The sequence below is a fragment of the Escherichia sp. XD33 genome (assembly GCF_019375075.1).
Taxonomy (GTDB): domain Bacteria; phylum Pseudomonadota; class Gammaproteobacteria; order Enterobacterales; family Enterobacteriaceae; genus Enterobacter; species Enterobacter flexneri_A.
In genome coordinates this window covers 1-21,535 of sequence record NZ_JAENDM010000061.1, presented here as the reverse complement: position 1 = coordinate 21,535, position 21,535 = coordinate 1, and the positions used below count along the sequence as shown (strand labels likewise).

At 50.7% G+C, this 21,535-nt stretch carries 24 protein-coding genes and 2 pseudogenes; 11 read left to right on the top strand and 15 right to left on the bottom strand.

From position 1 onward, the window contains the following. The coding region (locus K0778_RS22170) for an IS1 family transposase (protein WP_001676991.1) at window positions 1-64 on the bottom strand (64 nt) is incomplete at its 3' end. Window positions 65-103: 39 nt separating this feature from the next. Here K0778_RS22170 and fimD point away from each other — a divergent pair. The 4 genes and pseudogenes from fimD to fimH form a co-directional block, all read left to right on the top strand. Next, window positions 104-1,600, top strand: a pseudogene (gene fimD / locus K0778_RS22165) (fimbrial usher FimD); the annotation flags it as partial. Between the two features lie 9 nt (window positions 1,601-1,609). Next, the gene (gene fimF / locus K0778_RS22160; protein WP_001244826.1) at window positions 1,610-2,140 is read left to right on the top strand and encodes a type 1 fimbria minor subunit FimF; all 531 of its coding nucleotides are present in this window, start codon (window positions 1,610-1,612) and stop codon (window positions 2,138-2,140) included. A 72-nt stretch (window positions 2,141-2,212) separates the two neighbouring features. After that, window positions 2,213-2,656: a fimbrial protein gene (locus K0778_RS22155; protein WP_332253179.1), complete on the top strand. Its 444-nt coding sequence runs from the start codon at window positions 2,213-2,215 to the stop codon at window positions 2,654-2,656. A 19-nt stretch (window positions 2,657-2,675) separates the two neighbouring features. Then, window positions 2,676-3,578 (top strand): type 1 fimbria D-mannose specific adhesin FimH, encoded by a 903-nt coding sequence (gene fimH, locus K0778_RS22150; protein ID WP_000832227.1) that lies wholly within the window; start codon window positions 2,676-2,678, stop codon window positions 3,576-3,578. A 242-nt stretch (window positions 3,579-3,820) separates the two neighbouring features. Here the strand turns inward: fimH and K0778_RS22145 are convergent. Beyond that, window positions 3,821-3,913, bottom strand: a pseudogene (locus tag K0778_RS22145) (hypothetical protein); the annotation flags it as partial. Between the two features lie 451 nt (window positions 3,914-4,364). Between K0778_RS22145 and uxuA the strand changes: the two are divergent. The 3 genes from uxuA (at window position 4,365) to uxuR (ending at window position 8,078) form a co-directional block, all read left to right on the top strand. After that, the gene (gene uxuA / locus K0778_RS22140) at window positions 4,365-5,549 is read left to right on the top strand and encodes a mannonate dehydratase (protein ID WP_000438591.1); all 1,185 of its coding nucleotides are present in this window, start codon (window positions 4,365-4,367) and stop codon (window positions 5,547-5,549) included. 80 nt (window positions 5,550-5,629) lie between these two features. After that, window positions 5,630-7,090: a fructuronate reductase gene (locus K0778_RS22135; protein ID WP_000208195.1), complete on the top strand. Its 1,461-nt coding sequence runs from the start codon at window positions 5,630-5,632 to the stop codon at window positions 7,088-7,090. Between the two features lie 214 nt (window positions 7,091-7,304). Beyond that, window positions 7,305-8,078: a Uxu operon transcriptional regulator gene (uxuR, locus tag K0778_RS22130; protein ID WP_000833679.1), complete on the top strand. Its 774-nt coding sequence runs from the start codon at window positions 7,305-7,307 to the stop codon at window positions 8,076-8,078. Between the two features lie 140 nt (window positions 8,079-8,218). On the opposite strand, the gene K0778_RS22125 is transcribed toward uxuR, so the two are convergent. Further along, window positions 8,219-9,049, bottom strand: coding sequence for a DUF2686 family protein (locus K0778_RS22125; RefSeq protein ID WP_000062547.1), 831 nt, complete (start codon window positions 9,047-9,049; stop codon window positions 8,219-8,221). 332 nt (window positions 9,050-9,381) lie between these two features. Between K0778_RS22125 and K0778_RS28390 the strand changes: the two genes are divergently transcribed. The 3 genes from K0778_RS28390 to iraD all read left to right on the top strand — a co-directional run bounded on the left by K0778_RS28390 (window position 9,382) and on the right by iraD (window position 10,113). Continuing rightward, the gene (locus tag K0778_RS28390) at window positions 9,382-9,525 is read left to right on the top strand and encodes a hypothetical protein (protein WP_269439472.1); all 144 of its coding nucleotides are present in this window, start codon (window positions 9,382-9,384) and stop codon (window positions 9,523-9,525) included. Window positions 9,526-9,640: 115 nt separating this feature from the next. Beyond that, the gene (gene idlP / locus K0778_RS22120) at window positions 9,641-9,724 is read left to right on the top strand and encodes an iraD leader peptide IdlP (protein ID WP_120795393.1); all 84 of its coding nucleotides are present in this window, start codon (window positions 9,641-9,643) and stop codon (window positions 9,722-9,724) included. Further along, entirely contained in the window at window positions 9,721-10,113 is a 393-nt protein-coding gene (gene iraD / locus K0778_RS22115) for an anti-adapter protein IraD (RefSeq protein ID WP_001351905.1), read from the top strand. Before idlP ends, iraD begins: the two co-directional genes overlap by 4 nt. On the opposite strand, the gene hypT is transcribed toward iraD, so the two are convergent. The 4 genes from hypT to K0778_RS22095 form a co-directional block, all read right to left on the bottom strand. After that, a complete protein-coding gene (gene hypT / locus K0778_RS22110; RefSeq protein WP_000340757.1) occupies window positions 10,106-11,017 on the bottom strand; it encodes a hypochlorite stress DNA-binding transcriptional regulator HypT in 912 nt (303 codons plus the stop codon). The two genes, iraD and hypT, sit on opposite strands and share 8 nt — an antisense overlap. A 64-nt stretch (window positions 11,018-11,081) precedes the next feature. Continuing rightward, window positions 11,082-12,254 (bottom strand): beta-aspartyl-peptidase, encoded by a 1,173-nt coding sequence (iadA, locus tag K0778_RS22105; protein WP_063084569.1) that lies wholly within the window; start codon window positions 12,252-12,254, stop codon window positions 11,082-11,084. A gap of 12 nt (window positions 12,255-12,266) precedes the next feature. Continuing rightward, a complete protein-coding gene (locus tag K0778_RS22100) occupies window positions 12,267-12,728 on the bottom strand; it encodes a YjiG family protein (RefSeq protein WP_000211971.1) in 462 nt (153 codons plus the stop codon). Continuing rightward, complete coding sequence (locus tag K0778_RS22095; protein ID WP_001341297.1) at window positions 12,725-13,408, bottom strand: nucleoside recognition domain-containing protein; 684 nt, start codon at window positions 13,406-13,408, stop codon at window positions 12,725-12,727. The genes K0778_RS22100 and K0778_RS22095 overlap by 4 nt, the downstream gene beginning before the upstream one ends. Window positions 13,409-13,657: 249 nt before the next feature. On the opposite strand from K0778_RS22095, the gene kptA reads away from it, so the two are divergent. Next, window positions 13,658-14,212 (top strand): RNA 2'-phosphotransferase, encoded by a 555-nt coding sequence (gene kptA / locus K0778_RS22090; protein ID WP_001151863.1) that lies wholly within the window; start codon window positions 13,658-13,660, stop codon window positions 14,210-14,212. A gap of 12 nt (window positions 14,213-14,224) precedes the next feature. Here the strand turns inward: kptA and K0778_RS22085 are convergent, their stop codons facing one another. From K0778_RS22085 to K0778_RS22050, 8 genes are all read right to left on the bottom strand, one after another. Next, window positions 14,225-15,403, bottom strand: coding sequence for an MFS transporter (locus K0778_RS22085; protein ID WP_001141202.1), 1,179 nt, complete (start codon window positions 15,401-15,403; stop codon window positions 14,225-14,227). A gap of 67 nt (window positions 15,404-15,470) precedes the next feature. Then, window positions 15,471-16,331 (bottom strand): SdiA-regulated domain-containing protein, encoded by an 861-nt coding sequence (locus K0778_RS22080; protein WP_001298932.1) that lies wholly within the window; start codon window positions 16,329-16,331, stop codon window positions 15,471-15,473. 64 nt (window positions 16,332-16,395) lie between these two features. Then, window positions 16,396-16,653: a DUF3343 domain-containing protein gene (locus K0778_RS22075; RefSeq protein ID WP_000657676.1), complete on the bottom strand. Its 258-nt coding sequence runs from the start codon at window positions 16,651-16,653 to the stop codon at window positions 16,396-16,398. Next, window positions 16,650-17,417: a putative 2-hydroxyacyl-CoA dehydratase activator YjiL gene (gene yjiL / locus K0778_RS22070; RefSeq protein WP_000222491.1), complete on the bottom strand. Its 768-nt coding sequence runs from the start codon at window positions 17,415-17,417 to the stop codon at window positions 16,650-16,652. The genes K0778_RS22075 and yjiL overlap by 4 nt, the downstream gene beginning before the upstream one ends. 9 nt (window positions 17,418-17,426) lie before the next feature. Continuing rightward, a complete protein-coding gene (locus tag K0778_RS22065; RefSeq protein ID WP_001375464.1) occupies window positions 17,427-18,578 on the bottom strand; it encodes a double-cubane-cluster-containing anaerobic reductase in 1,152 nt (383 codons plus the stop codon). A gap of 115 nt (window positions 18,579-18,693) precedes the next feature. Then, window positions 18,694-19,974: a DUF445 domain-containing protein gene (locus tag K0778_RS22060; RefSeq protein WP_001037376.1), complete on the bottom strand. Its 1,281-nt coding sequence runs from the start codon at window positions 19,972-19,974 to the stop codon at window positions 18,694-18,696. 40 nt (window positions 19,975-20,014) lie between these two features. Continuing rightward, entirely contained in the window at window positions 20,015-21,247 is a 1,233-nt protein-coding gene (mdtM, locus tag K0778_RS22055) for a multidrug efflux MFS transporter MdtM (RefSeq protein ID WP_063084570.1), read from the bottom strand. Between the two features lie 63 nt (window positions 21,248-21,310). After that, window positions 21,311-21,535 (bottom strand): IS1 family transposase (locus tag K0778_RS22050; protein ID WP_024169623.1); only part of this gene is annotated, 225 nt, incomplete at its 5' end.

Here is a 21,535-nt window from a genome sequence, read left to right as displayed (position 1 = left end):
TGCCGTTACGCACCACCCCGTCAGTAGCTGAACAGGAGGGACAGCTGATAGAAACAGAAGCCACTGGAGCACCTCAAAAACACCATCATACACTAAATCAGTAAGTTGGCAGCATCACCGAAATGCGCAGCAGGAAAAACCCCGCTTTTTCCAGAGTACATTACTCCACGGCCTTCCGGCTGGCTGGACAATATATGGTGGAACGCAACTGGCAGATCGTTATCGTGCTTTTAATTTTGGTATCGGGAAAAATATGGGGGCACTGGGCGCTCTGTCTGTGGATATGACTCAGGCTAATTCCACACTTCCCGATGACAGTCAGCATGACGGACAATCGGTGCGTTTTCTCTATAACAAATCGCTCAATGAGTCAGGCACGAATATTCAGTTAGTGGGTTACCGTTATTCGACCAGCGGATATTTTAATTTCGCTGATACAACATACAGTCGAATGAATGGCTACAACATCGAAACACAGGATGGAGTTATTCAGGTTAAGCCGAAATTCACCGACTATTACAACCTCGCTTATAACAAACGCGGGAAATTACAGCTCACCGTTACTCAACAGCTCGGGCGCACATCAACACTGTATTTGAGTGGTAGCCATCAAACTTATTGGGGAACGAGTAATGTCGATGAGCAATTCCAGGCTGGATTAAATACTGCGTTCGAAGATATCAACTGGACGTTCAGCTATAGCCTGACGAAAAACGCCTGGCAAAAAGGACGTGATCAGATGTTAGCGCTTAACGTCAATATTCCTTTCAGCCACTGGCTGCGTTCTGACAGTAAATCTCAGTGGCGACATGCCAGTGCCAGCTACAGCATGTCACACGATCTCAACGGTCGGATGACCAATCTGGCTGGCGTATACGGTACGTTGCTGGAAGACAACAACCTCAGCTATAGCGTGCAAACCGGCTATGCCGGGGGAGGCGATGGTAATAGCGGAAGTACAGGCTACGCCACGCTGAATTATCGCGGTGGTTACGGCAATGCCAATATCGGTTACAGCCATAGCGATGATATTAAGCAGCTCTATTACGGAGTCAGCGGTGGGGTACTGGCTCATGCCAATGGCGTAACGCTGGGGCAGCCGTTAAACGATACGGTGGTACTTGTTAAAGCGCCTGGCGCAAAAGATGCAAAAGTCGAAAACCAGACGGGGGTGCGTACCGACTGGCGTGGTTATGCCGTGCTGCCTTATGCCACTGAATATCGGGAAAACAGAGTGGCGCTGGATACCAATACCCTGGCTGATAACGTCGATTTAGATAACGCGGTCGCTAACGTTGTTCCCACTCGTGGGGCGATCGTGCGAGCAGAGTTTAAAGCGCGCGTTGGGATAAAACTGCTCATGACGCTAACCCACAATAATAAGCCGCTGCCGTTTGGGGCGATGGTGACATCAGAGAGTAGCCAGAGTAGCGGCATTGTTGCGGATAATGGTCAGGTTTACCTCAGCGGAATGCCTCTAGCGGGAAAAGTTCAGGTGAAATGGGGAGAAGAGGAAAATGCTCACTGTGTCGCCAATTATCAACTGCCACCAGAGAGTCAGCAGCAGTTATTAACCCAGCTATCAGCTGAATGTCGTTAAGGGGGCGTGATGAGAAACAAACCTTTTTATCTTCTGTGCGCTTTTTTGTGGCTGGCGGTGAGTCACGCTTTGGCTGCGGATAGCACGATTACTATCCGCGGCTATGTCAGAGATAACGGCTGTAGTGTGGCCGCTGAATCAACCAATTTTACTGTTGATCTGATGGAAAACGCGGCGAAGCAATTTAACAACATTGGCGCGACGACTCCTGTCGTTCCATTTCGTATTTTGCTGTCACCCTGTGGTAATGCCGTTTCTGCCGTAAAAGTTGGGTTTACCGGCGTTGCAGATAGCCACAATGCCAACCTGCTTGCACTTGAAAATACGGTGTCAGCGGCTTCGGGACTGGGAATACAACTTCTGAATGAGCAGCAAAATCAAATACCCCTTAATGCTCCATCGTCCGCGATTTCGTGGACGACCCTGACGCCGGGTAAACCAAATACGTTGAATTTTTACGCCCGGCTAATGGCGACACAGGTGCCTGTCACTGCGGGGCATATCAATGCCACGGCTACCTTCACTCTTGAATATCAGTAACTGGAGATGCTCATGAAATGGCGCAAACGTGGGTATTTATTGGCGGCAATATTGGCGCTCGCAAGTGCGACGATACAGGCAGCCGATGTCACCATCACGGTGAACGGTAAGGTCGTCGCCAAACCGTGCACAGTTTCCACCACCAATGCCACGGTTGATCTCGGCGATCTTTATTCTTTCAGTCTGATGTCTGCCGGGGCGGCATCGGCCTGGCATGATGTTGCGCTTGAGTTGACTAATTGTCCGGTGGGAACGTCGAGGATCACTGCCAGCTTCAGCGGGGCAGCCGACAGTACCGGATATTATAAAAACCAGGGGACCGCGCAAAACATCCAGTTAGAGCTACAGGATGACAGTGGCAACACATTGAATACTGGCGCAACCAAAACAGTTCAGGTGGATGATTCCTCACAATCAGCGCACTTCCCGTTACAGGTCAGAGCATTGACGGTAAATGGCGGAGCCACTCAGGGAACCATTCAGGCAGTGATTAGCATCACCTATACCTACAGCTGAACCCGAAGAGATGATTGTAATGAAACGAGTTATTACCCTGTTTGCTGTACTGCTGATGGGCTGGTCGGTAAATGCCTGGTCATTCGCCTGTAAAACCGCCAATGGTACCGCTATCCCTATTGGCGGTGGCAGCGCTAATGTTTATGTAAACCTTGCGCCTGCCGTGAATGTGGGGCAAAACCTGGTCGTAGATCTTTCGACGCAAATCTTTTGCCATAACGATTATCCGGAAACCATTACAGACTATGTCACACTGCAACGAGGCTCGGCTTATGGCGGCGTGTTATCTAATTTTTCCGGGACCGTAAAATATAGTGGCAGTAGCTATCCATTTCCGACCACCAGCGAAACGCCGCGGGTTGTTTATAATTCGAGAACGGATAAGCCGTGGCCGGTGGCGCTTTATTTGACGCCTGTGAGCAGTGCGGGCGGGGTGGCGATTAAAGCTGGCTCATTAATTGCCGTGCTTATTTTGCGACAGACCAACAACTATAACAGCGATGATTTCCAGTTTGTGTGGAATATTTACGCCAATAATGATGTGGTGGTGCCTACTGGCGGCTGCGATGTTTCTGCTCGTGATGTCACCGTTACTCTGCCGGACTACCCTGGTTCAGTGCCAATTCCTCTTACCGTTTATTGCGCGAAAAGCCAAAACCTGGGGTATTACCTCTCCGGCACAACCGCAGATGCGGGCAACTCGATTTTTACCAATACCGCCTCGTTTTCACCAGCGCAGGGCGTCGGCGTACAGTTGACGCGCAACGGTACGATTATTCCAGCGAATAACACGGTATCGTTAGGAGCAGTAGGGACTTCGGCGGTAAGTCTGGGATTAACGGCAAATTATGCACGTACCGGAGGGCAGGTGACTGCAGGGAATGTGCAATCGATTATTGGCGTGACTTTTGTTTATCAATAAAGAAATCACAGGGCATTGCTAATGCAGTTACGCAATATTACCTGAAGCTAAAAACCTGCACGTTAGCCCTTTGTAGGCCAGATAAGACGCGTCAGCGTCGCATCTGGCATAAACAAAGCGCACTTTGCTGGTCTGTTCCCCTCACCCTAACCCTCTCCCCGGAGGGGCGAGGGGACTGTCCGGGCACATTTTTAGACTTTGTCATCAGTCAGAGCCTGCCATTGGCAGGCTCTGGTGTTCTTTTACGCTACCTTGCTAATAATCAGCCCAACCACGGAGTTGACCAGCTCCAGCAGACCCCAGGTTTTCAACGTGTCTTTTACTGACAGGTCAAAATTATCTAAGAGGCATTGCTAATGCAGCGAATGTGTCTGAACCTGCGGTCTTTGTCAGTACCAGCATCAGGCCAATGCCGAATACCACCCAGAGAATGTTAAGCACATGCATAACGTTTTACCTTACCTGGTTGAACCGTTGTTATTTTGGGCGACATGTTATGTAAATTGGTCAACCATTGTTGCGATGAATGTCACATCCTCTGATCAATAACCATCGATTACCCTTTGCTGCAATTTGCAGCAACAACCATGAGAGTGAAATTCTTGTGATGTGGTTAACCAATTTCAGAATTCGGGTTGACATGTCTTACCAAAAGGTAGAACTTATACGCCATCTCATCCGATGCAACGCCACGGCTGCGGTCTGGTTGTTCATCCGGATACCTAAACAACTCCAGGGTTCCGCGTCTCTTTGCTGTGGAACCCACTATGTGAAAGAGGAAAAATCATGGAACAGACCTGGCGCTGGTACGGCCCAAACGATCCGGTTTCTTTAGCTGATGTCCGTCAGGCGGGCGCAACTGGTGTGGTTACCGCGCTGCACCATATCCCGAACGGCGAAGTATGGTCCGTAGAAGAGATCCTCAAACGCAAGGCGATCGTTGAAGACGCAGGCCTGGTGTGGTCTGTCGTAGAAAGCGTGCCAATTCACGAAGATATCAAAACCCACACCGGCAACTATGAGCAGTGGATCGCTAACTATCAGCAGACTCTGCGCAACCTGGCGCAGTGCGGCATTCGCACCGTGTGCTACAACTTCATGCCGGTGCTCGACTGGACCCGTACTGACCTCGAATACGTGCTGCCAGACGGCTCCAAAGCTCTGCGCTTTGACCAGATCGAATTCGCTGCATTCGAAATGCATATCCTGAAGCGTCCAGGCGCGGAAGCGGATTACACCGAAGAAGAAATTGCTCAGGCTGCTGTTCGCTTCGCCACCATGAGCGACGAAGACAAAGCGCGTCTGACCCGTAACATCATCGCAGGTCTGCCGGGCGCGGAAGAAGGGTATACCCTCGACCAGTTCCGTAAGCACCTGGAGCTGTACAAAGATATCGACAAAGCCAAACTGCGCGAAAACTTTGCTGTCTTCCTGAAAGCGATTATTCCGGTTGCCGAAGAAGTTGGCGTCCGTATGGCTGTTCACCCGGACGATCCGCCGCGCCCGATCCTCGGTTTGCCGCGCATTGTTTCCACCATTGAAGATATGCAGTGGATGGTTGATACCGTAAACAGCATGGCGAACGGTTTCACCATGTGCACCGGTTCCTACGGCGTGCGTGCTGACAACGATCTGGTTGATATGATCAAGCAGTTCGGTCCGCGTATTTACTTCACCCATCTGCGCTCCACCATGCGTGAAGATAACCCGAAAACCTTCCACGAAGCGGCGCACCTGAACGGTGACGTTGATATGTACGAAGTGGTGAAAGCGATTGTTGAAGAAGAACACCGTCGTAAAGCGGAAGGCAAAGAAGACCTGATCCCGATGCGTCCGGACCACGGTCATCAGATGCTGGATGACCTGAAGAAGAAAACCAACCCTGGTTACTCCGCAATTGGTCGTCTGAAAGGCCTGGCCGAAGTTCGCGGTGTCGAACTGGCGATCCAGCGCGCTTTCTTTAGCCGTTAATATCCACCGGCATGGCTGCGCGCCGTGCCGGTTCCTTCTTCCTTGCCGTCACTCTCTGAAGACGGATTCTGGAGTTTACGATGACTACTATTGTTGACAGCAATCTGCCGGTTGCCCGCCCGTCATGGGATCATTCTCGTCTGGAATCACGCATTGTGCATCTCGGTTGCGGGGCGTTTCACCGCGCGCACCAGGCGCTGTATACCCATCACCTGCTGGAAAGCACCGACAGCGACTGGGGTATCTGCGAAGTTAACCTGATGCCAGGCAACGACCGCGTGCTGATCGAAAACCTGAAAAAACAGCAACTGCTGTACACCGTGGCGGAAAAAGGCGCGGAAAGCACCGAGCTGAAAATTATCGGTTCAATGAAAGAAGCGCTGCATCCGGAAATCGACGGCTGCGAAGGTATTCTCAATGCGATGGCGCGTCCGCAGACGGCGATTGTCTCCCTGACGGTCACGGAAAAAGGCTACTGCGCCGATGCGGCGAGCGGCCAGCTGGATCTCAATAACCCGCTGATCAAGCACGATCTGGAAAACCCGACTGCGCCGAAGTCCGCGATTGGTTACATCGTCGAAGCGTTGCGCCTGCGTCGTGAAAAAGGGTTGAAAGCGTTTACGGTGATGTCCTGCGATAACGTGCGTGAAAACGGTCATGTGGCGAAGGTCGCGGTACTGGGACTGGCTCAGGCACGCGATCCGCAGCTGGCGGCATGGATTGAAGAAAACGTCACCTTCCCGTGCACCATGGTTGACCGCATCGTTCCGGCGGCGACGCCAGAAACCTTACAGGAAATTGCTGACCAGCTGGGTGTTTACGACCCGTGCGCCATTGCCTGCGAACCGTTCCGTCAGTGGGTGATTGAAGATAACTTCGTTAATGGTCGCCCGGACTGGGATAAAGTGGGCGCACAGTTCGTTGCAGACGTTGTGCCGTTCGAAATGATGAAGCTGCGTATGCTGAACGGCAGCCACTCTTTCCTGGCGTACCTCGGTTACCTCGGCGGCTATGAAACTATTGCCGACACCATGACTAACCCGGATTATCGCAAAGCGGCCTTTGCCCTGATGATGCAGGAACAAGCGCCAACGCTGTCGATGCCGGAAGGTACGGACCTGAACGCCTATGCGACGCTGCTGATCGAGCGTTTCAGCAACCCATCTCTGCGTCACCGTACCTGGCAGATTGCAATGGACGGCAGCCAGAAGTTACCGCAGCGTCTGCTGGATCCGGTGCGTCTGCACCTGCAAAACGGCGGCAGCTGGCGTCACCTGGCGCTGGGCGTGGCGGGCTGGATGCGTTACACCCAGGGCGTGGATGAGCAGGGTAATGCCATTGACGTGGTTGATCCGATGCTGGCGGAGTTCCAGAAGATCAACGCGCAGTATCAGGGCGCAGACCGCGTGAAAGCGCTGCTGGGCCTGAGCGGTATTTTTGCCGATGATCTGCCGCAAAATGCCGACTTTGTTGGCGCGGTGACGACGGCATATCAGCAGCTGTGCGAACGCGGTGCGCGCGAGTGTGTGGCTGCGCTGTAACTAACTGATTACCCTACAGACTTACTGGTCAATCAAACTGATATTTGGTTGACCAGTTTTCGTTTTTTTGCCCACCTATACGTGCCAACTTCCAGTGCTAATGGTATAGTTTGAGATTAACGGGGGCCGTAAAATTGCCCGTTGTAGGCCGGATAAGGCGTTCACGCCGCATCCGGCAAAAATTTGATTAACCGCACCTAACGGACACAACACCATGAAATCTGCCACCTCTGCGCAAAGACCTTACCAGGAAGTCGGGGCGATGATCCGCGATCTGATCATAAAGACGCCGTACAATCCTGGCGAACGGCTGCCGCCGGAGCGTGAAATTGCAGAAATGCTTGATGTCACGCGGACGGTGGTACGTGAAGCGCTGATCATGCTGGAGATCAAAGGGCTGGTGGAAGTACGCCGGGGTGCCGGTATCTATGTTCTTGATAACTCAGGCAGCCAGAACACAGACAGTCCGGATGCCAACGTCTGCAACGATGCCGGTCCTTTTGAGCTGTTACAGGCGCGGCAGTTATTGGAGAGCAACATCGCCGAGTTTGCCGCTTTGCAGGCTACCCGCGAAGATATCGTCAAAATGCGTCAGGCATTGCAACTGGAAGAGCGTGAACTGGCTTCCAGTGCGCCGGGCAGCAGCGAAAGCGGTGACATGCAGTTCCATCTCGCTATTGCCGAAGCAACGCATAACAGCATGCTGGTGGAGCTGTTCCGTCAGTCCTGGCAGTGGCGGGAAAACAATCCAATGTGGATCCAGTTGCACAGCCATCTGGATGACAGCCTGTATCGCAAAGAGTGGTTGGGCGATCACAAACAGATCCTCGCCGCGTTAATCAAAAAAGATGCCCGAGCGGCGAAGCTGGCAATGTGGCAGCATCTGGAAAACGTTAAGCAACGTCTGCTGGAATTCTCGAACGTTGACGATATTTATTTTGATGGCTATCTGTTTGATTCATGGCCGCTGGATAAAGTCGACGCCTGACTTATTATAATAAGCGCAAGGGTAAACGTTCCTTGCGCTTTCTTAAATTAAGAAGTCGCAATGAGTATTACTTTGTAAATTGCAGGGTATTGTTTAGCTATCTGTATAACCTGAATGTTAGTACTCATTCTTCTCAGTGGCTATTTACCAATATAATTCCATTCACCATTTTTTAATTCAAACAGTTCTGGAAGAGATGACGGTTGCAGAGTCATACGTTTGAGTGGTGCATTTTCATCACCCGGGATAACTTTATATCCCATTTTTGCATGGATCTCCGCGGTACCGGGATAGGCTTCTATACCAATTATTGGGTCATTACCCAACTCAATATTAGCATTAAGTAATGCGGCAAGGGCGAATCCGGAAGAATTTGCCACCCCTGAGACAGTCATTATCTGATCAATATAGATATCAATCCTTGGCTGCTCATTGGTCCATCTTTTTGCCTGAGAAGCTGGAAGGGTTGAAATATATCCTATCGTGGTTCCGGCGTAACCTGGAACATTGCAACCAGGGCCTAATGTTATTTCATGAACTGTATAGTTCTCAACAGGATAGGAAGGGCTCTTCATAAATAAATTTAGCCGTAATCCTTCTGCTAACTCTGTGGCAGCATGCGCCTTTTTACATATACCACCATATATATCGTCTAAAGCTGAGGTGATTTTCAAGTTTCGATAGAGCATACGTCCTGTTGTTGTAATACCATCGGATTCTCTGCATGTTTCTGTCACATAATTAAATGGCCAGTACTCTTTACTAATATCAAGCTTTCTAATTTCGACAACGCTTTTTCCATCGTAATTATGGTTATTGCCACGAACAAGAGGCAGAAGATAGATATTTTCCGTATCCAGGCGTGCACGTTCATATTTACGTGTTAACTCATTGTCGACTTTTGGATGATGAAGGAAGTGATTATTTATATAGAATTGGTTATTAGCGGCATTGCTTAATGGCATAGACATAATAGTTACCTTTTATGAGTATTTCACTGATGTTTAGAAAAATAGATAAATTTTTCTGTAGTAAAAGAGAAGTAAACAAATGACATGCATGTTTCTGTTGTAGTGATATCAACTCTACACAGTGATATTAAATGGTAGGAAACACTCTAAAGTATCAAAAAACGCTCATTTAAAATTATTTGCATGCAATTTAAAAGCATATCTTATTACTAATTGGAATTTGATGTTGCTATATTGAGGTCTATATTAATAATGCCTGTGAATGGTATTTTTGATGTATTTGATATGTTATCAATTTATATTATTTACAAACTAATTGTTTCAAATAATACATAGATGATTATGCGGAAATAAATAATTTCCAACCGGAATTAAGTAGCGGCGGTGACAAGTATTTTCATCTACGTAACTATTCGGAATATTCAGAATATACTAGCGGTTTTTTTTTGAGTTTGATGATTTTTATCAAATCATGACTTTTTTCCTGAAAAGTCAGTAGATATTCATAGGCAAGTAAGGTTTTATACTTTGCTGACAGGATTCAGGCCTGTCTCAGACTGACATGGATGTAATGAACAAAAGGGAATGGCTATGGAAAATGAGCATCAATACAGTGGTGCCCGGTGTTCAGGGCAAGCCGCATATGTTGCTAAACGTCAGGAGTGCGCAAAATGATGCGCCAATCACTTCAGGCTGTTTTACCTAAAATTTCAGGCAATAAAACGTCATTGCTGCGTAAATCGGTATGCAGCGATCTCCTCACTCTTTTTAATTCTCCTCTTTCGGCATTACCGTCATTACTTGTTTCAGGCATGCCCGAGTGGCAAGTGCATAACCAGAGCGACAAACATCTCCAGAGCTGGTATTGCCGTCAGCTGCGTTCTGCACTGTTATTTCATGAGCCACGGATTGCGGCGTTGCAGGTCAATCTGAAAGAAGCGTACAGTCACACGCTGGCGATCAGCCTTGAGATAATGCTGTACCACGACGATGAACCGCTAACGTTTGATCTGGTCTGGGATAATGGCGGTTGGCGTAGTGCGACGCTGGAGAATGTCAGCTAAGTACAATCTCCAGCTCGCGCAGTTCACGCCAGAAGCGTTCGGCAACTGGATTCATGCGGGTATTCATTCGGTATGCATAGGCCTGAATCGGGATCACCAGTTCGTCCCGATTCAGTACAACGAGCTTCCCGCTGCGAATTTCTTGTTGGATGGCGTACTCCGGCAGCCAGGCAATCCCACAGCCGTCGAGGGCAACCTGCTTTAAAAGCTCGCTCATCGAAGAGACAAAAAAGGTGCTGAAACTTAACTCACTGTGGCGCGTCAGGGTGCGATTAATCAATCGCCCCATGTAGGAGTTGCGGCTGTAATTCAGTAACGGAAAGTGTGGCTGCGCGAGGTTAAAAAGTGCTTCTCCGTGTTCGTCACTGGCGCAGACAGGGAACAATTGAGATTCAAATAAGCGAATGTGGTCAAACGGCGCTTCCAGCAAATCTTCGTCGTGAAAGGAAAAAATACAGTCACTTTGCCCTTCACGCAGTTTATCGACCGCTTCATCAACATCAATGGCTTCAATCGCCCAGGTAAAGAGCGGCGGCATCTGGCTGATAATGGACGGTAACAGACCGAGGGAAAGAGAGTGTGCAGCGGCTATCTTGATTTTACGTTGCGCGTAATCGCTGCCGCCACGCAGCTCTGCAAGGTTGCTTTCTAACTGTTGCAACAGATGGCGGATCTGCGAATGGAAGATTTTCCCTTGTTCCGAGAGTTGCAGCGGCGTCACCTGGCGGTTAAACAATTCAACGCCAATCGCCTGTTCCAGTGCACGGATGCGGCGGCTGAATGCCGGTTGCGAGACGTTGCGACTGACTGCCGCCTGGGAAAAGTTGCGGCATTTTTCCAGGGTCAGAAAATCATAAAGCCATTTGGTTTCAATATTATGCAAAACCGCACCACAGTCATCCATTACGTTTTACTCTGTCAGCCGCCCTTGCGGGCATTCTACGTCCATTCGGGCGGCTGACAACCGTTTATGCCGTTTCAAACGTTCCTTTCACGCAGGCTTTGCCGTCTTTGACCATCAGTTTGCCGCGAGCGTATACCTGCTCAATGCGCAATTCTGGCGTCATGACCAGTAAGTCTGCGTCATTGCCAGGCAGAATTTCGCCTTTCCCGGTCAGGTTAAGGAAACCGGCTACGCTACTGGTGAGCGGGCGCAGGGCATCGCTGATACTGAAATCATAGTCTTTAACCAGCACCTGCACGGTTTCCAGCAACGTTTCAAAACCTGCAACACCGATATGGGTTAAATTCCCTTCGTCATCGAAGAACGGCTGGCTACCGTTGCCGTCGGAGCTGAGGGTGACGCGTGCCAGCGGAATACCGGCCTGAACGGCGCGGGCAATACCTTCGGCAGGGGCGACCGGTTCGTCAATGCTGCTGGTGATGTCGATAGTGCCGCCTTTGTGCGCAAACTCAAGCGCCTGCTCAAACAACGGAACGTTGCGGTTAACGTGGGTCGGCAGCAGCTTGCTGATCGGCACATCGCTGTTTTCCAGCAGGTCATAGACAGGCTGTAACGCCTTTTTGCTGTCGCCCATGTGGAACACGGTGACGCCAGGTTTGCCGCCGAGCAAACCGCCAACGCGGGATTCCGCCGCCATATTAGCCAGGTGATAAACGTCCGGTGCGGCAGAACGGTGATCAGAGATGGCGCATTTCACACCAATCACGCGATCGATAATCGCCACGTCTTTTTCCACGGAACCCGTAATAGTGCGGGAAGGGACATGATAAGCGCCGGTCAGCATCCAGGCGCTGATACCTTCTTCATTGAGCGCACGGGTCTTGGCGAGCAGGGATTCCGGGTGGCGAGAGATAGAGTCAGTGCCCAGCAGACCAACCACTGACGTGACGCCCGCTTCCGTCAGGCGACTTAGCGCCACTTCTGGCGTGCGCGTCGTGGGACCTGCTTCACCGCCACCACCAATCAAATGGACGTGTTGATCAATAAAACCAGGAAAGAGGATCTGCCCGCTGAGATCGACAACCGTGCAGTCCGGTACAATGTCAGAAGGGATATTGCTGGCAACGGCGATAATTTTGCCGTTAGCGACGAGGACATCGCAAATTCCCCGATCTTCCGGCGCATACAAATGCGCTCCCTGCAGCAGGGTAAAACCGGCTGCGGTATAATCAATCATGGTAACTCCTTGTTAAACAATAAGCTGCATAACCCAGATCGACAGCAATGCGTTAATCACGCAGACCGTAATGATATGCGGGTAATATTTGGCATTCACTTCGGCTGTCCCCAGGCAGCGACCGACATTTTGCACCGGGTTGCCCATTAAATACATCGCGGGCAGTAAAACGGTGACATCGTGACCGGTTAATGCGCCAGCGGTTGCCAGACTGGCGGCAACACCGACTGCGCCACCCATACTCATTAATGCGGCTAAAAGGACGGTTGCCGCTTCACCGGGTAATCCCCACAGCGCCATTACGGGTTCACAGATATGCCCCACCCAGTCGAGCAGGCCGGTAATTTTCAGCGCCTGAATGATGACAAACGCCATCACCACGTTTGGCAGCAGGTTGGTCGTGGCGATAGTAAAGCCACGGCGCGCGCCATCGATAAACATATCCATGACGTTTTTGCGGACCTGAGTTGTCATGCTTGCGCTCCTTGCGTTGGGTTGCGACGTTCTTCGAAGTTAAGCCAGACGCGCAAAATGTTGGCTCCGACAAATTTAAACACCAGGATGACGGCTAAAGGTACGATTACGGACGTGCCCAGAAAGGCGAACACCGCGACGCCGGAAGAGAAGTAGTTGGTGATGATGGCGCTACCGCTGGTTTGATATGCGGCGAAAATCACTTTATCGCGTTCGGTAATTTCCCCTTCCTGCGCCAGCTCTTTGGTCATACCGGCGGCGGCATCAGTGTTTTGCAGGTTAGCGATCAGCGCCAGCGAGCAGATCCCTGGAATGCCCAACAACGGTTTTAGCACAGGTGTCATTAACTGCTGCGCGGCGCGTAATCCACCAAGACCATCGGTAATTGAAATAATCCCCAGAGAGAGAATGACTGACGGTGCCAGCTCCAGCGCAAAGAGAAAGCCATCTTTAGCCCCCGCGCCACCCGCCCCGCGAAATGAGGTGGTGGCTCCGTTCGCACCAGGCAGTTGCCCAAACGATCCGTTCAGAACGGAAAAATCAAAAACGCGCCACCAGCTGTCTGTCCCGGAAAAAACACCGGAAAAAAAGATTATGGTGAGAAAAAAAGCCAGATACCCTTTAATGCCCACTTTTTCTGTCGCCAGATCCCCGGCTACAGCATCCCCTTGTTGTGTCATAACAATCCCCATTGTTTTTTTGTGTTTGTGTGTTGCTTGAGCCAGGAAAATTCCTGGAGCTGAAAAACCTTATCAGCCATGTGGGTATGGGGAAAATGCAAGTATGTTTCTGGCTATGCGTTTTTTGCATAGCGGAAAAATTACGCTGTGTGGAAAAGGCTCTGCGCAGGATTGAGTTGCAGAAAATTCATAAACCCAGTGACAATGACATCAGTAAATAAAAGCAGAAAATCCAGGGACGAAAACGAGATGGCAAAGTACAACGAAAAAGAGCTGGCGGATACGAGCAAGTTTTTAAGTTTTGTCCTCCGACACAAACCGGAGGCGATTGGTATCGTACTTGACCGTGAAGGATGGGCGGATATCGATAAGCTCATACTTTGTGCCCAAAAAGCGGGCAAGCGATTAACCCGTACATTGCTGGATACCGTGGTCGCCACCAGTGATAAAAAGCGTTTTAGTTATTCCAGTGATGGTAGGTGCATCCGCGCGGTTCAGGGGCATTTGACTTCGCAGGTCGCTATTTCCTTTGCCGAAAAAACACCGCCACAGTTTCTTTACCACGGTACGGCAAGCCGTTTCCTTGACGAGATAAAAAAACAGGGGCTGATTGCAGGTGAGCGTCACTACGTACATCTCTCTGCTGATGAAGCAACGGCACGCAAAGTGGGAGCAAGACACGGATCGCCGGTTATCTTAACCGTCAAAGCACAGGAAATGGCGAAACGAGGCATCCCTTTCTGGCAAACGGAAAACGGGGTCTGGCTGACATCAACGGTTGCGGTCGAATTTCTTGAGTGGTAAGGGAAACACTCCTCATGAAGTGACCACTTGCAGCTTAAATAATTGTACTGTGCTGATAAGCGCAGCAATAAACAACGCCGCCGCGCCGCAGAGAGTGGCGCCGGCAAGCGCCGATGTTCCATTGCCGAGCATACTGGTCAGCGCCGGGCCGAGGATTTGTCCAATGCCGTAAATGAGCGTCACAAAGCCTAAAAGATTGAGATTTCCCGGAACGCTCAGTTGGCGGGCGATAGTCATCACCAGAGATGTCGTGCCCATAAAGGTACCGCCAAAACCGATACTACTAATGATAAGCAAGAGAGGAGAGTCGCTGGCGAGAGTAAGCAGCACACTGATAGCCTGCACCAGCAAATTCGCCGTCAGGCAAGGCAAAGCCCCCCAACGTTTTGCTGCCCATAGCCAGCCAAAGCAGCCTGGCACAATTGATAAGCCGACTAACGTCCAGAGATGGGCGGTTAACAATGGTGAGCCTGCATCTTTCGCCATGAGCGGCAGGTAAGTCGCGACGATGATATAACCAAATCCCGCCAGGCCGTACAGAATAGCCAGTAACCACCAGCTCATTATCTGTTGCTCCGTTTTTGCCAATGGCATTGGTGCGATGGCGTGTTTTTTCGAGGGCATTAAAAGCGTAAGTGCAATCAGCATCATGCCAGAAAGCGCCCCGGCGCCTTGCCATAACGTTTGCGAGGATAAGGCAAAATGCAGGCCTGCCAGAACATATTCGTTGCCCAGTGCAATGCCAATGCCAACGCCAGAAAACAAAGCTGCCAGCACAAAAGGATGGCGCGTGTGCTGCATAATCAGCGTCGAACCAAAAATCAGCATACCGGCGCTGGCGACACCCGCCAGGAAGCGAATCAATAACACCAGAATAAATGGCGGCAACCATGCCATTGCGAGGATCAACAACCCGCTCGCCAGGGCAGAAACCAACAGAAATGGGCGCAGGCGCGACGGCTGGTGAAATGCGCCAAACGAAAATAGCAGACTGCCAGCCAGATACCCCGCATAGTTGCCGCTGGCAATCCACGAGAGCTGGCTAAATGAAAACGCCCCTTCCGCCATCATGACGGGCAACATAGGCGTATAAAGGAAGCGACCTAATCCCATACCTAAGGTCAGAACCAGCATCCCGAAAAGCGCGGTGCTGAAAGAAAAGCGTTCTACGGGATGCGAGGACGAAGGCATGTTTAACCTTGTATGTCATTTTTGTTGTTAACAAGTTAATAACAAAAAGGTGAAATATGCCAGCCTGTTAATGCGATGATTTAGGGGTAAAGCGATAAAAACGATTTGGTTCGCTAACGATATAAATATTACCAGAGGCATCCATCGCAATCCCTTCGGCCTGTTTGATGTTATGCGACAAACCTCGACTACCTTTGGTTAGTGATATTTCACCGATAACCTCGCCAACCAGGGTTACTTCCTGGAGTGCGCGAGATTCATGAGACAGCACCAGAAGCGTATTTTTTTGCTGGTTAAATTCTGCGCCGGACACATCATCTAAAGTAAATTGCCGTTGTAGTGCCTCGTCTTTGCTGATGTGTAATTCATTGCTACTTAACAGCCCGTTAACTTTGTAGACCTCAATCGGATTTTTCTCTTTAAAAAACCAGAAAGTGTGATCCTGGCGAGAATAAGCCAACCCTTCAAAACCGCAATTGGTTGGGGAGTCTTGCAGCGGGATTTTTATTTTTTTGAGGATTTTTACTTCCGAGTTTGGGGTCAGTGAAATCACATAAATGGCGTAATCGCGCTCATCGCTAATGACAAACTGATTATCGCCAATGTATTCGATCGTCTCGAGATCCTTAACAAAATCCAGAGGAATTGTGCGGATAAAATCACCATTGGTGGTCATTTCAACAATGGCGGCAGGTTTGTTGATAGTGCTAAAAAGAGTATTGCTTTGTGCCGACCAGGTCAGCGAAGAGATATTATTCGTTATGCCTGCAATTTCTTTGCCGTCAATGGTGGCGTGGTAATTCTGAAATGATGCTGCATGATTGCTTTTACGGGCGCAAGATTGCACGAAGAAAGTACACACTGCCACAATGGCAAAAAGAATCACAATAACGGAGATGCGTTTACTTAACGAAATACTTTTTGTCACGGTAATCCCTTTAAGGCAAATCAATAAGATATCGAGAAGTATACGTAGCGACCTTAATGAATCCTTAACGCGGAGAAACCCGGTAATGTGCAATGCAGCGCCAGACACCATCCTGCTGACAATAAATTGACTCAGTCAGCCCAGGGATCACCCATTGTATTTCCTCGCCGGGGGGACAGGTCAGCCAAATGCATAACCCGCAGCCGCCGCGTAAATCACGGGGAATATCGCTGACGCGAAAAGTCATGCCCGCTGCCTGCAACGCTTTGCGGGTTTGTATGACGCCGACTGTGGAGTGAAATAAAAATAAAAACTCTTTCATCGGCGTGTCCTCACTCGTTGACCAATTACCGCCGCGCCAATTGCGCCAGCAAATTGCGCATCAGGATGGGTATTTACCGGCATTCCCAGATGAGATTCCAGCATCCGGGCAAACGTCTGGCAATGACTAACGCCACCAGTAAACAGAATCGGCGCTTCACAGGAGAGACGAGCAATGAAATTGGCACTCCTCCGCGCCATCGCGTTAATCACTCCGGCGAGAATCGCTTCTGGCGCGACGCCCGCTGAGCGCAGGCTGATCGCTTCTGATTCAGCAAACACTGTGCACATACTCGTGATGGCGTGCGGCGTGACATTTTCGGTAATGCTGTCGAGTTGCTCGACGCTGGTGCCAAGCGTGCGCGAGATCACCTCCAGGAAACGCCCGGTGCCCGCCGCGCATTTGTCATTCATCAGGAAATCGCACAGGTTACCGTCATCATCAAGCTGAATCACTTTGCTGTCCTGACCACCGATGTCGATTACCGCGCGCGTTGCTGGCGCAAGAAACCGTGCGCCCAGCCCATGACAGGAGATTTCCGTCACTTGTTTATCGGCAAAATCCACCAGTTGCCGTCCATAGCCGGTGAGCGTCAGAAACGGCGTTGTCTCTAACCCTTCGCGCAGAGTTTCCCAGGCTTCAGTAATTGCTGTTGCCGGACGAAAGGGTGTTGGAACGAGGAAACGGCGCGTAATCACGCCGTCTGCCAGTAAGATCCCTTTGGTGGCGGTAGAACCAGAATCAATGCCAATCGAATATGTCACTGCCACTCCTTACAGCATCTCAATAAAGGCCGCGACACGGGTACTGAGCTGCCCGACATCTGAGGTGGAGTAGTCTGTTTCAATAGCGATATAAGGAATGTTGTGCTGCTGACGCACATGACGTTTAATCGCCAGCGATTCCACCGCGTAGGTATGGCACGCCTGCAAAATCACATCAACTACGCCATCGACCTGATATTCTTCCACCATCTGGCTGAGCATTTGCAGGCGCTGATCGTTCGGCGAAACACAGGAGCAGCCAATCGCCAGATATTTATCCGCCAGCGCGTCGTAGACATCGCCCGTTTCTGCCACGCATTGCTCGGTCGCTTTCGCCCCGGTGCAGTTTTCATAACCGACAACCCAGCCGCCATTCTCTTCAATCGCGCGCACCACTTTTTCTGCTGCGCCGCCAATCGGGCAGCCGGTGATTAAAATGCGTGGACGCGGGTCCAGTCGCTGGCCTTCTTCCCACTGCTGACGAACGCGGGCGGTCATCGCGTCCAGTTCATTGATCAACGCCTCTTTATCGAACCGGAAGGTTGCGCCGTAAACCACTTTCAGAATGTCGCTGCCGCTAAGCGCCGGAGGATTTAACTGCCCAAGATGATAAAAATTAGCCAGTGCGCGACGTTCGCGGTTTTTCAGAGCAATGGCATCGCGCAGAGCATCTTCGCTAATTTCGTGCCCAAAACGTTCTTCCACCGCTTTTTGTAAGCGCAGCATCTCGGCTTTCCATAACGCACGCGAGGCATCGTCTTTAACGCTATTTGGCAGCTGCATCACATGAACAGGCTTAAACTCCGCCATGTATTCATACATTTTCTTTTTGCCGTCGCAGGTGGTTTCACCGACCACCAGATCAGAAAAGTAGAAGTAGGGGCATTTATCGGTTTTACCGAAGCCGTAGCTGCTTTTAATCAGCGGGCAGAGGTTGCGCGGCAGATCTTTCTCCGCTTCTTCAATGGTTTCATCAGAGGTGGAACAGAGCGAAACCACAACCGCACCGGCTGCCATCGGGATCTCTTGCGGCATAAAAGTGCAGTAAGTGCCAACCAGCGGAATGCCGCGCTCCTTGAGATCCATGACGGTGAGAAAGCCTTTCTGGCGAGCTTCAGAGAACTGATCGAAAATGGCGGGTAGATCGGTGACAAGTGACATGATTTTCCTTCCCCGTACCACGGGAGATAATGAAAAGAGGCCACATTATTACCATTCTTTTAGTGTGGTTTATTTGATCTCTCTCGCGGTTAGCCACTTAGTTTTTCATGGATTTCTAAAAATTGCCGAGGGGGAACAAGGCCGGGAGTTGTGACAGCAAATATAAAATTAGCCCAATACAACCGCCAACCAGCGTACCGTTGACACGGATAAACTGCAGATCTTTGCCGATATTTAACTCTATTTGCCGCGACATATCCCGGGCATCCCAGCTTTTTACCGTATCGCTGATGTGGCGCGTCAGGAATGCGGAAAACTCAGGTGCGACGCGGTGCGCGGCTTGTTCCAGATGACCATTTAACGACGCCCGCAAGGCATCATCGGCAATTAACGTTTCGCCAAACCATTGACCCGCCCGCGCGATACGTTCTTTCACACGAGAATCTTCACTGTTGATATCCGCTTTCAGCCATTCCCGTAAATCCCCCCACAATTCACTGAGATAGCGGTTAAAGGCTTCATCCTCTTTCAGATAGCTTTTTACGGCATCAGCTCGCGCTGCCATTTCCGGATCGTTTTTCAACTTGTCGATCAGGGCAAAAGTGGCGCGATCAAATGCATGGCGGATCTGATGCGCACGATCGCGGCTGATATCATCAAGCAAAGAATTCACCGCGTCAGAAACCAACTCCGCGCTATGTTCGCCCAGCCATTCGGTGGGGAGAATTTTGGCTTTCAGTGGATGCTCACTCTCCAGCCAGCGAACAATTTGTTGGGCGATAAACTTGCGCGATTTATCGCGCTGGAGAAGAGCAATCAACTGTGCGATCAGCGTATCGAGCAGCACCTGATGACGATCGTTTTTGGTCATACTCTCCAGCATCAACGCACTGGTTCCGGAAAGATCGACCTTATCAATCGCCCGATGGACCGCGCGCTTAAGCAGGCGCTGAATACGTGCATCATCGGTCAGTTCAAGAAAACCACTCATGATCTGCAACAGATGCTGACCAACGCGGCGGGCGTTTTCTGGCTGGCTAAACCAGTTACCAATTAGCAACGCCGGTTCGTGACGTCGAATCAATGCCACCAGCGACTGGGTATCGAGAAATTTTTCCTGCACGAACTGACCGAGATTTTCGCCAATCCGGTCTTTATTACGCGGGATAATCGCCGTATGACGAGAAATGATCGGAATTGGCACGCGGCGAAACAGCGCCACCACCGCAAACCAGTCCGCCAGCGCGCCGACCATCGCCGCTTCAGCAATTGCCTTCACGCCGCTCACCCAAAAATTGGGTGGCAAAAACAGCGTAACGACAAAGGTAGCAGCGGCGATAAGCAGTAAAGAGAGCGCCAACATTTTGGCGCGTCTGAGTTCAATGAGTTTATTCATAACGTTAAGAATAGAGCCTGACGGCAGGATCGCGCAAAAATCACCGCTCCTCCGCCAGCTCGGCAGCCTGATGTTGGCGCACGCGATTGAGCAATCCCGCCAGGGTGAAAACGACGATAACGCCCGCCACGACGGCTAACAGATGAAACGGCAAGCGACCGCCGTTAAACCACAGCCAGCGGCCGATTTCGACCGAGACAGACATCACCATCAGGATCACCATATTCAGCGATGCGGAGACGGTCCCTTTCGGTAAGTTATTGGAAAAAAGCGTAAAGCGGAATAAAGTCGGGAAGATCAAACCAATCCCGAAAGCATACAAACTGGTGCCCAGCACCGACCACAGCCAGACGTGCGGTGACAGCAGATTGCCGATAATCAACAGTGCGAGGCCGACCAGTTGAATGGGTACGGCACGCCAGATAAAGCGCGGTTCGGTCGGATCTTTAACGAAACGCGCCACGATGGCATTCGCGACAATCACCGCGCCGAACACCGGAACCTGTGTCCAGGCGAACTGCGAGGTCGTTAAGCCGCCTGCGTCAATCAGGATCACCGGCGAGACAGCCACCCAACTCATCATGGGGATATAGCTTAAAGAGATGGTTGCTGCACCAAAGAGGAACAGCCGATTGCAAAAGACATTACGAAAATCGCGCAAGACGCTTTTGGCGCTAAATGGAACCGCGCCGCGCTTCACCGTCTCTGGCATCGCCAGCAGTAAGCCAACAAATGAGATAAAACCCATAACCGCAATGATGGCAAAAAGGACTTTCCAGTGCACAAAGTGCATCAGAGCTGCGCTGGAAAGCGGGCCAATAATCGGCGCAATCAGTACGATGGAGGTGATAATCGCCATCAACTTGATCCCTTTTGTCTGTCCGAACGCCTCCTGCACCGTGACATAACCAACGGTAGCAATAAAACAGATACTGGTGCCCTGAATTGCACGCGCGATAAGAAACTGTGTCATAGACGTTGTGAACATTGTCGCAGCGCAGGCAAGGGTAAAAATGAGCGCCCCGGTAATCAGCACTGGCCTGCGGCCAATCCTGTCGGAAAGCGGCCCCAGCAGCCACTGTAACGCCATACCGCCAGCGAGATAGAGACTGACGGCAGCAGGGGCCAGACTGACATCGGCATTAAAATCACGGACCACATTAATGATCCCCGGCTGGATCAGATCCGTCGACAGGTACGCGGCAAAGTCATACAAAATCAACGCCATCGGGAAAAACAGCGTGGCGGCATGGCGGGCAAAAAAACGTGGCATAACAAACAACTCCTTGTCCGGAGAACCCCAACGGGGAAAACGAAATTCGGTAATGACTCCAACTTATTGATAGTGTTTTATGTTCAGATAATGCCCGATGACTTTGTCATGCAGCTCCACCGATTTTGAGAACGACAGTGACTTCCGTCCCAGCCTTGCCAGATGTTGTCTCAGATTCAGGTTATGCCGCTCAATTCGCTGAGTGTAACGCTTGCTGATTACGTGCAGCTTTCCCTTCAGGCGGGATTCATACAGCGGCCAGCCATCCGTCATCCATACCACGACCTC

Coding starts and splice junctions, on each gene's coding strand:
- fimF (WP_001244826.1), top strand. CDS start 1,610: ATGAGAAACAAACCTTTTTATCTTCTGTGCGCTTTTTTGTGGCTGGCG.
- fimH (WP_000832227.1), top strand. CDS start 2,676: ATGAAACGAGTTATTACCCTGTTTGCTGTACTGCTGATGGGCTGGTCG.
- uxuA (WP_000438591.1), top strand. CDS start 4,365: ATGGAACAGACCTGGCGCTGGTACGGCCCAAACGATCCGGTTTCTTTA.
- K0778_RS22135 (WP_000208195.1), top strand. CDS start 5,630: ATGACTACTATTGTTGACAGCAATCTGCCGGTTGCCCGCCCGTCATGG.
- uxuR (WP_000833679.1), top strand. CDS start 7,305: ATGAAATCTGCCACCTCTGCGCAAAGACCTTACCAGGAAGTCGGGGCG.
- K0778_RS22125 (WP_000062547.1), bottom strand. CDS start 9,049: ATGTCTATGCCATTAAGCAATGCCGCTAATAACCAATTCTATATAAAT.
- idlP (WP_120795393.1), top strand. CDS start 9,641: ATGGAAAATGAGCATCAATACAGTGGTGCCCGGTGTTCAGGGCAAGCC.
- iraD (WP_001351905.1), top strand. CDS start 9,721: ATGATGCGCCAATCACTTCAGGCTGTTTTACCTAAAATTTCAGGCAAT.
- hypT (WP_000340757.1), bottom strand. CDS start 11,017: ATGGATGACTGTGGTGCGGTTTTGCATAATATTGAAACCAAATGGCTT.
- iadA (WP_063084569.1), bottom strand. CDS start 12,254: ATGATTGATTATACCGCAGCCGGTTTTACCCTGCTGCAGGGAGCGCAT.
- K0778_RS22100 (WP_000211971.1), bottom strand. CDS start 12,728: ATGACAACTCAGGTCCGCAAAAACGTCATGGATATGTTTATCGATGGC.
- K0778_RS22095 (WP_001341297.1), bottom strand. CDS start 13,408: ATGACACAACAAGGGGATGCTGTAGCCGGGGATCTGGCGACAGAAAAA.
- kptA (WP_001151863.1), top strand. CDS start 13,658: ATGGCAAAGTACAACGAAAAAGAGCTGGCGGATACGAGCAAGTTTTTA.
- K0778_RS22085 (WP_001141202.1), bottom strand. CDS start 15,403: ATGCCTTCGTCCTCGCATCCCGTAGAACGCTTTTCTTTCAGCACCGCG.
- K0778_RS22075 (WP_000657676.1), bottom strand. CDS start 16,653: ATGAAAGAGTTTTTATTTTTATTTCACTCCACAGTCGGCGTCATACAA.
- K0778_RS22065 (WP_001375464.1), bottom strand. CDS start 18,578: ATGTCACTTGTCACCGATCTACCCGCCATTTTCGATCAGTTCTCTGAA.
- K0778_RS22060 (WP_001037376.1), bottom strand. CDS start 19,974: ATGAATAAACTCATTGAACTCAGACGCGCCAAAATGTTGGCGCTCTCT.
- mdtM (WP_063084570.1), bottom strand. CDS start 21,247: ATGCCACGTTTTTTTGCCCGCCATGCCGCCACGCTGTTTTTCCCGATG.